Raw genomic sequence first — 7,893 nt, 5'->3', positions numbered from 1 at the left:
GCGCGCCGAGTCGCGCACCTGGTCGACGTCACCGCCGTGGTCGACCCGGACGGCACCCAGGTCGTGTACGCCGTCACCGGCGAGCTGTTCTTCGCTTCCAGCAACGACCTGGTCTACCGGTTCGACTACGTGAACGACCCGGAGAACGTCGTCATCGACCTCACCGACGCCCATATCTGGGACGCCTCCACCGTCGCCGCGCTCGACGCGATCACCACCAAATACGCGTCACGGGGCAAGACCGTCGAGATCGTCGGGCTCAACGAACACAGCGCCCACATGCACGGAAAGCTCTCAGGCGAGCTTGTCGGTGGTCATTGACCTGCTGCGTCCTGGAACAACCTGTCGAGATGGGCGCGCAGCATTCGTTCCGCGGTGCCAACGGTGAGTTGTCCGATGAGGACGCTCGTTCCGGCTCCGTGGCTGAGCGCCACGAGGTGTGCCGCGGCCAGATCGACGTCCGTGCCAGTGACGACCTGGCCGTCGGCTTGCGCGCGGTGCAGCGCATCCTCGAGTTGGCGATGGAGTTCGTCGACCGAGGCGGCGTAGGGTTCGGCGGCGAGGTCTGGATCGGTCATTGCCAAGGCCGCGTAGGCGGAGCCGACCAGGTGGAAGGTTCTGCTCTGTTCGTCAGTGGGCAGCGCTTCGGCGAGGAAAGCCTCGACGAACGCCCGCGGGGGCGGTGGATCGGGCAGCGTGGCCAAGCGACGCTTCCACCGGTCGTGGCTTCGCTGCTTCAGGTGCCGCAACGTGCCGAGAAGTAGCTGCTCCTTCGTTTCGAAGTAGTACTGGATCAGGCGCAGGGAGACCCCGGACTCCGCCGCGACCGCGCGCATGGTCACCGCGTGCAGGCCGTCGCGGGCGGCGACCCGCACCAGCGCGTCTGAGATCTGGGCTCGACGCTCCTCGTGATCGACCGTTTTCGGCAACTGTCTCCTCCGTATAACCCGTGGTCATGGTACACCTGTATATGATACGCCTGTATCATAACCTCATGGTGCAACTCGACCGGGCGGCTCGAATCGTTCTCGCGCTGGCCTGCGCCGCGCAGTTCATGGTCGTGCTCGACATCTCCGTCGTGAACGTCGCGCTACCTGCTACCCAGCGCGCGCTCGACTTCGATGACGACGCCTTGCAGTGGGTGGTCAACGCCTACGCGCTTCCTTTCGCCGGTCTTCTTCTGCTCGGCGGGCGGCTGGCCGATCTCTTCGGTCGTAAACGTGTCTTCCTCGCCGGTTTGATCTTGTTCACCGGAGCCAGTCTCGTCGGCGGACTCGCCGCCAGGGCGGCGCTGCTCGTCGCCGCCAGGGCGGTCCAAGGAATCGGCGCGGCCGTGCTCGCTCCGGCCACGCTGACCGTGCTCACCAGTACTTTTCCCGAGGGAGCCGAGCGCAGCCGCGCCCTGGCGCTGTGGACTGCCGTCGGTGTCGCCGGTGGTACCGCGGGAAACCTGGTGGGCGGTGTTCTGACCGAGTTCTTGTCCTGGCGCTCGATTCTGCTGGTCAACGTTCCGATCGGGGTGGCCGCCATCGTGCTGACCGTGCGCTCTTTGGCCGGTCACGGGCATCCAGCGGTTCGTCCGCGGCTGGACTTCGCCGGTGCGGTCCTCGCGACCACGGGCCTGATCGCTTTGGCCTACGGTGTCGACCAGGCTCGTTCCGCCGGGTGGGGCGCACCGGTCACACTCGTACCACTGGGCGTGGCGATCGTCGTGCTAGGTGGCTTCGTGGCGGTAGAAGCGAAGGTCGGGGCGCAATCCCTCTTCCCGTTGCGGTTGCTCCGGTCCCGAGCGATAAGCGTCGGTAACGTGATGATGTTGCTCGCCGGGGCCTGCTTGAACCCGATGTGGTTCTTTCTCACTCTCGCGATGCAAGATGTGTTGCATTACGGTCCTTTGAAGACCGGGCTCGGCTTCCTTCCGCATACCCTTGTCACGATCGCCGTCGCGGCCTGGGTGACCCCTTGGCTGATGCGCCGCATGGACAACCGGACTCTCGTGGCGATCGGCGCGCTGCTGGCCGCGGCGGGGTTCCTCTGGCAGAGCCGCCTCGTCTCCGGTAGCGACTACCTGAGCGGTATCTTCGCGCCTGCAGTCGTTTTCTCGCTTGGCGGAGGCCTGCTGAACACCCCGCTCACCACGACGGTCACCTCCGGGGTCGATGTCGCCGATGGCGGGGCCGCTTCCGGTTTGATGAATACCACGAAACAGATCGGTGGTGCGCTCGGTCTTGCCGCCTTGGTCGCCTTCGTTGGCCCGGCGAATCACGGGGACGCGTTCCTGGTGATCGCCGCGGTCATGGTGGCGGTCGCGTTGCTGGCCTACGCCCTTCCCGCTCACCGTGATGCTCGCCGGGTTCAGTGCACCAAGCGGTGATCGAGGTCCGCACCTTCAGCGTTCCTTTTCGGACGTCGAGGGCATTCGCGCGCTGGCCGCCGCCAATGAGCCGAGTCCAAGGCAAGTCGCGATGATCGCCGCCATGGGGAGGGCGCTCTCGGTTCCGAAGGCGCCGACCAAGGGGGAGGTGACTCCGCCGAGCAGGAACTGTCCGCCTCCGAGCAACGCGGACGTCGCCCCCGGTGCGTCACGTCCGAGTTCTTGGGCCGACGTCATCACAGCGGGGAAGTAAAGCCCGAAAGCGAAAATAAAGATGAACAAACACGACCAGGTCAGCGCGAGAGAGCCTGCGCTGAAGATCAAGGAAGTGGCCAGCGCGCAGATGGCGACCAGTCCACTCGTGATTCCCGCGAGGAGCAGGATTTCCACCGCGAATCGACGCACCAGTCGTCCGAACAGGAAGCTCCCGGCCATGCTGCCGACGGCATTGACACCGTAGATCAAGCTGGTCAGTCCGGTGGAAGCACCGTAAACCTCTTGGAAGACGAAGGAGGAACCGGCGAGGTAGGTGAAGACGCCCGCGCAGCCGAAGCACAAACTGAGGACTTGTCCCATGAGTCGTCGGCGCCGGAGCAGTACACCGATCACTTTCACCGTGGCCACTGGGCCACCCTTGTTCCGCCGCGAGCGGGGTAGTGATTCCGGCACCCACAGGAGGACGCCTCCGACGAGCATGAGGCCGACGGCGGCGAGTACGCCGAACACCGCGCGCCAGGACGAGATACTCAGCACCACTCCGCCGAGCATGGGGGCGAGGATCGGTGCGGCCGAGCCGATGGCGGCCAGTGTGGAGAACTTCTTGGCCGCGGTGTCGCCCTGGAACAGATCGGTGATCACCGCGCGGGCGACGACGATGCCCGCGGCGCCCGCGATCCCCTGGCAGAGTCGCGCCGCGTTCAGGATTTCGATCGTCGGGGAGAGGGCGCACACCGCTGAACAGATCGTGAACGCCGCGCTGCCCCAGACGAGTACGCCTCGTCTCCCAACGGCATCGCTGAGTGGTCCGAGGAGAAGCTGCCCGGCCACCACGCCGATCAAGAACGTGGTCAGCGACAGCTGCGCGGAGGACATGCGCGCCCCGAGAGACCTGCCCAGATCCGGCAGACCGGGAACGTACATGTCGGTCGCGAGGGGCGCGACCGCTGTCAGGGTGGCGAGAACGATGATGATCAAGGCGCCACGTGAACGATGCGTGATCTCCGGCCTGGCCGATTCGCGTGTGGCGCGTGTCACCGTGTACGCGTCCACTGGTGCGCCCGTGGCGTGGCATTCGAGGTCAGCGTAGCCATGAGAGCAACGCTAACACTTCGCAACCTGCTGCGGAATCAGCGTTCGGCGCGCGTGTTTGCGAAGCGTTCGCGTACTATGGATACCGGGTGGGGGAGAGGCGCTGGGGTTGATGGGGGCAATCTGGGAGGTGGGGTTGAGCTACACCTACGATCCTGAGCTTACGAGAGCACTGGCGATGTTGCCCGATGTGGATCTGACCGACCTGGTCGGAACCAGGGCGAAGCTCGCGGCGGCCGAAGCCGACGTGTCGAATGACTCTTTCCCTTGTTACGTAGATGTTTCCGAGCGGATGGTCGCCGGCGTCGGCGGTGAACCGGACGTTCCGGTCCGGATCTACCGTCCGGCCGGGACCGCTGGTCGATCTTCGGTGCTGCTCTACCTTCACGGCGGTGGCTTCGTCCTCGGCGGACTCGACACCGTCCATGGGGCGGCCGCGGAGATCGCCGCTGAGGCCGGGGTGGTCGTCGTGTCGGTGCGGTACCGGCTCGCTCCGGAGAATCCCTTTCCGGCGGCCATGAAGGACTGTCTCAGTGTGCTGGCACGAGTGTCGGCGGGAGACGCCGGTGTCGACGCGGATCCGCTCCGGATCGGAGTGGGTGGGGACAGTGCCGGCGCGGGTCTCGCGGCTGGGGTGGCCTTGGCCGCCCGAGATCGCAAAGGGCCGGCGCTCCGTTTCCAGCTACTCAACATGCCGGCGTTGGATGACCGGCTCGAAACGCCCTCGATGCGTGCGTTCGTGGACACGCCACTGTGGACGCGTGCGCAAGCGGCGCACAGTTGGCGGTATTACCTCGCCAAGGGAACGGAACACGACGGGACGGACTGGGCGCGTTACGCGGCGCCGGCGCGCGCCGACGACCTGAGCGGTCTGCCTCCCGCCTATGTCGCCGTCTGCGAGTTCGATCCACTCAGAGATGAAGGACTCGACTACGGACGCCGTCTGGTCGCGGCGGGGGTGAACACCGAGATTCATCTTTATCCCGGAACTTTCCATGGCTGTACAAGGATTGTTCACGCCGACGTGGCGCGGCGGATGAGGAGTGACGCATACGGCGCGGTACGGCGGGCGTTGCTGCCCACTCCGTCGCGCTGAGCCCTTCTCGTAGCAGCGTAACAAAAACATCCCATGGTAGGACTTGGCTCAAGCCTCGTTCAAGAAGTGGCTGCGATCGTCGGACTGGCCGAAGCCAACAGGTAGCAGACGGGAGAACGAGGATGCGTGACGAACGGGTCGTCCTTGTCACGGGCTCATCGTCGGGGATCGGCGCGGAGATCGCGAAGCTCGCCGCATCGCGCGGCATGCGCGTCGTGGTCAACTCCAGTCGATCGATTGCCGAAGGACGTGAAATCGCCGCGTCACTGCCGGTCGCCCACTATGTGCGCGCGGACGTCGCGGACGCGGACGAGGCCAGGAAACTCGTGGATGAAACAGTCTCGCACTATGGGCGATTGGACGTCCTGGTGAACAACGCCGGGACCACCCGGCGGATCCCTCATGAAGACATCGACGCCGTGGACGGCAAGGTTTGGCGGGAGATCCTCGACGTCAACCTTCTCGGCACGTGGAATGTCATCGCGGCGGCGCTGGCGCCCTTGCGGGCGGTGAACGGCAGCATCGTGAACATCTCCTCGATCGCGGGGAGTCGTCCGGCGGGCAGCAGTATTCCTTATGCGGTGAGCAAGGCCGCCGTCGAGCACATGACGAGGCTGCTCGCCAAAGCGATCGGCCCGGCCGTCCGGGTGAACGCGGTCGCGCCCGGATTGATCGACACGAAATGGACCGCGGACTTCGGCGACATCCGGGAAGAGGTCCGCGCGCGGACCCCGCTGCAGCGGATCGGGACTTCCGCGGAGATCGCCGACGCCGTCCTGTGGCTCGCAGACGCTCCCTACTGCACGGGCGAAGTACTCGGTGCGAACGGCGGCGCGCACCTGTTGTAGAGGCACCCGAGAACGGAGGATCATGGAACTGGCGATCAATCTCGGCGCCGATGGTGCCGTGGAACTCGCACAGGCCGCCGAAGCGGCGGGCTTCTCGATCGCCCTCGCTTCCGACAACTTCGCCACCGACGCGCTGACTGTCCTTTCCTACGTCGCGGCCCGAACCCGCCGGATCCGGTTGATGTCCGGCGTGCTGCAGATTCCCGCGCGACCACCCGCCACGACAGCGCTGTCGGCGGCATCCCTCAGCCTGCTTTCCGGTGGCAGGTTCGGCCTCGGCCTCGGCGTCTCGAATCCCCACGTCTCCGAGGGGTGGTACGGCGTCCCCTTCGACGCCCCGCTGGGCCGGACCCGTGAATATGTCGGGATCCTGCGCAGGGCCTTGGCCGGGGAAACCATCACGTTCCAAGGTGAGCATTTCCGGTTGCCGGCGGGGGAGCATGACGGCGCGCCACTGGCGTTGGCCACTCGGCCGCTCCCGGCGACCATTCCCGTCTACCTCGGCGCAGCCGGGCCGAAGAACCTTCGCCTGACCGGTGAGATAGCCGATGGCTGGATCGGCGCCTTCTGTTCCGCCAAGGAGGTCCGGGCGGCCGTGACGGAGTTGGCCAAGGGGCGCTCCGCGGCAGGCGCGACGATGGCCGGCTTCGACGTCCTGCCCTGTGTCACCACATACGTCGATGAGGACGTGAACGTCGCCGCCGATCGACTCCGAGACCACTACGCGAAGCTCTTGGGGGTCGGGAACGTCGACGAGAACTTCTTCTGCAGGACTCTCACCCGTGACGGGTTCGGGAAGCAGGCCATCGAAATCCACGAACGGATGCGAGCCGGGGATCGACGAGGAGCGGCGGCAGCGGTGCCGATCGAGTTCATCGACGACACCGCGCTGCTCGGGCCGCCCGCTCGAGTGCGCCGGAAGATGATCGCCTATGCCGAGGCGGGCACCACGACGCTGGGCATCATGATCACCGCCGCGAAGGCAGACACCATCGAGAAGATCGCACAGATCCACGCGGTCAAAGCCGCGGGAGTCGCGGCATGACCACCCATCGACTCAAGGAGGTACCGATCGTGCCCACCACCGCATCGGGTGGCTTGCTCTCGATGAACGCCGAAGAGATCGCGAAGCTCGCCGATGAACACGCTGCCGTCGCGGACGAACAACGTCGACTCGACCCCAAGGTCGTCGAATCCTTGTCGGAGGGAGGCTTCCTCCGGCATTTCGTGCCTTCCGCGTTCGGCGGACACCAGGGTGGTTTCCTGGACTTGCTGAATGCGGTCGCCATACTGGGGCACGCGTGCCCGTCGACCGCTTGGATGGCATCGCTCCTGGCGCACGGCGGCAGGATGGTCGCGCATCTTCCCCACGCGGGCAAGGAAGTGCTCTGGAGCGACGGTCCGGACGTGTACATCGCCAGCGGACTCGTTCCCGGTGGCGAGATGCGACCTGCCGCCGGCGGCTGGCGAGTATCGGGTCGTTGGGCGTTCGTCAGCGGCGCGGACCTGGCCGACTGGACTCTGCTGTCGTCGTTCCCCACGAGCGAGGCAGGCAAAAAGCCATGGTGCTTCATCGTTCCGAAGAAGAATCTTGTCGTGGAAGACACCTGGTTCAACCTCGGAATGCGTGCCACCGGGAGCAACACAGTCGTACTCGGGGATGTATTCGTGCCTTACGACCATGGCTTCGAACGCACTTCACTCGAGGCCGGGCTTCCGGCAGGCGAACCGGATTGTTATCGGATACCGCTGAAGGCCGTGAACGGGCTCTCCTTCGCCGGACCGTTGCTCGGTGCGGCGAAGGGGATGGTCGACCGCTGGGTGATGTGGACGCGGGCGAAAAAAGCCGGCCCGGATGGAAAGCATCCTATCGACCGCGAAAGCGTGCGGCTCGGTCTCGCGCGGAGTACGGCCGAAATCGACGCCGCGAGTCTGCTGCTCGAGAACATCGCCCGGCGAGCGGACGCCGGAGTGACGACCGAGAACGACATCGAACGGAACATGCTGGACTGGTCGTTCGCGTCAGACCTGCTCCGCAGCTCGGCCGATGTCGTCTTCGAGGCGTCCGGCACCTCGGCGCACCACGAGAGTCACGAACTTCAACGGTTCTGGCGTGATATCCACAGTGCTTCAAGTCACTTCGCACTCAGCTTCACCAATGCCGCAGGGTTATTCGGAGGACGAACCTTCTCCGCGGCTCGGTGATTGAAACAGTGTGCCGGTCAGGTGTGCATCATTGTTTTCGTATGCCTGAAAACAAGACAATG

General features: G+C 65.4%; 8 protein-coding genes. 6 read left to right on the top strand and 2 right to left on the bottom strand.

Annotated elements, in window-relative coordinates:
- The coding region (locus ACIHAO_RS42365; protein ID WP_396567904.1) for an STAS domain-containing protein at positions 1-321 on the top strand (321 nt) is incomplete at its 5' end.
- Here ACIHAO_RS42365 and ACIHAO_RS42360 read toward each other — a convergent pair.
- A complete protein-coding gene (locus ACIHAO_RS42360) occupies positions 315-929 on the bottom strand; it encodes a TetR/AcrR family transcriptional regulator (protein WP_396567902.1) in 615 nt (204 codons plus the stop codon). The two genes, ACIHAO_RS42365 and ACIHAO_RS42360, sit on opposite strands and share 7 nt — an antisense overlap.
- Positions 930-955: 26 nt before the next feature.
- Between ACIHAO_RS42360 and ACIHAO_RS42355 the strand changes: the two genes are divergently transcribed.
- Entirely contained in the window at positions 956-2,374 is a 1,419-nt protein-coding gene (locus ACIHAO_RS42355) for an MFS transporter (RefSeq protein ID WP_396567906.1), read from the top strand.
- Between the two features lie 15 nt (positions 2,375-2,389).
- Here the strand turns inward: ACIHAO_RS42355 and ACIHAO_RS42350 are convergent, their stop codons facing one another.
- Positions 2,390-3,568 (bottom strand): multidrug effflux MFS transporter, encoded by a 1,179-nt coding sequence (locus tag ACIHAO_RS42350; protein ID WP_396567900.1) that lies wholly within the window; start codon positions 3,566-3,568, stop codon positions 2,390-2,392.
- A 250-nt stretch (positions 3,569-3,818) separates the two neighbouring features.
- Between ACIHAO_RS42350 and ACIHAO_RS42345 the strand changes: the two genes are divergently transcribed.
- From ACIHAO_RS42345 to ACIHAO_RS42330, 4 genes are all read left to right on the top strand, one after another.
- On the top strand, positions 3,819-4,778 hold the full coding sequence (locus ACIHAO_RS42345; protein WP_396567898.1) for an alpha/beta hydrolase: 960 nt from the start codon (positions 3,819-3,821) through the stop codon (positions 4,776-4,778).
- Between the two features lie 122 nt (positions 4,779-4,900).
- Positions 4,901-5,626, top strand: a complete 726-nt coding sequence (locus ACIHAO_RS42340) for an SDR family NAD(P)-dependent oxidoreductase (protein WP_396567896.1) — start codon at positions 4,901-4,903, stop codon at positions 5,624-5,626.
- Between the two features lie 22 nt (positions 5,627-5,648).
- Positions 5,649-6,671: an LLM class flavin-dependent oxidoreductase gene (locus tag ACIHAO_RS42335; RefSeq protein ID WP_396567894.1), complete on the top strand. Its 1,023-nt coding sequence runs from the start codon at positions 5,649-5,651 to the stop codon at positions 6,669-6,671.
- Positions 6,668-7,831 (top strand): acyl-CoA dehydrogenase family protein, encoded by a 1,164-nt coding sequence (locus tag ACIHAO_RS42330; protein ID WP_396567892.1) that lies wholly within the window; start codon positions 6,668-6,670, stop codon positions 7,829-7,831. Before ACIHAO_RS42335 ends, ACIHAO_RS42330 begins: the two co-directional genes overlap by 4 nt.
- Positions 7,832-7,893: the final 62 nt, after the last annotated feature.

Origin of the sequence: Amycolatopsis sp. NPDC052450, assembly GCF_044547565.1 — a bacterium.
Lineage (GTDB): Bacteria > Actinomycetota > Actinomycetes > Mycobacteriales > Pseudonocardiaceae > Amycolatopsis.
This window is presented reverse-complemented; position numbering and strand designations above follow the sequence as displayed.

Excerpts from the sequence above, each read along its gene's own strand:
- ACIHAO_RS42340 (WP_396567896.1), top strand. The coding sequence starts at position 4,901 with ATGCGTGACGAACGGGTCGTCCTTGTCACGGGCTCATCGTCGGGGATC.
- ACIHAO_RS42335 (WP_396567894.1), top strand. The coding sequence starts at position 5,649 with ATGGAACTGGCGATCAATCTCGGCGCCGATGGTGCCGTGGAACTCGCA.
- ACIHAO_RS42330 (WP_396567892.1), top strand. The coding sequence starts at position 6,668 with ATGACCACCCATCGACTCAAGGAGGTACCGATCGTGCCCACCACCGCA.
- ACIHAO_RS42355 (WP_396567906.1), top strand. The coding sequence starts at position 956 with ATGGTACACCTGTATATGATACGCCTGTATCATAACCTCATGGTGCAA.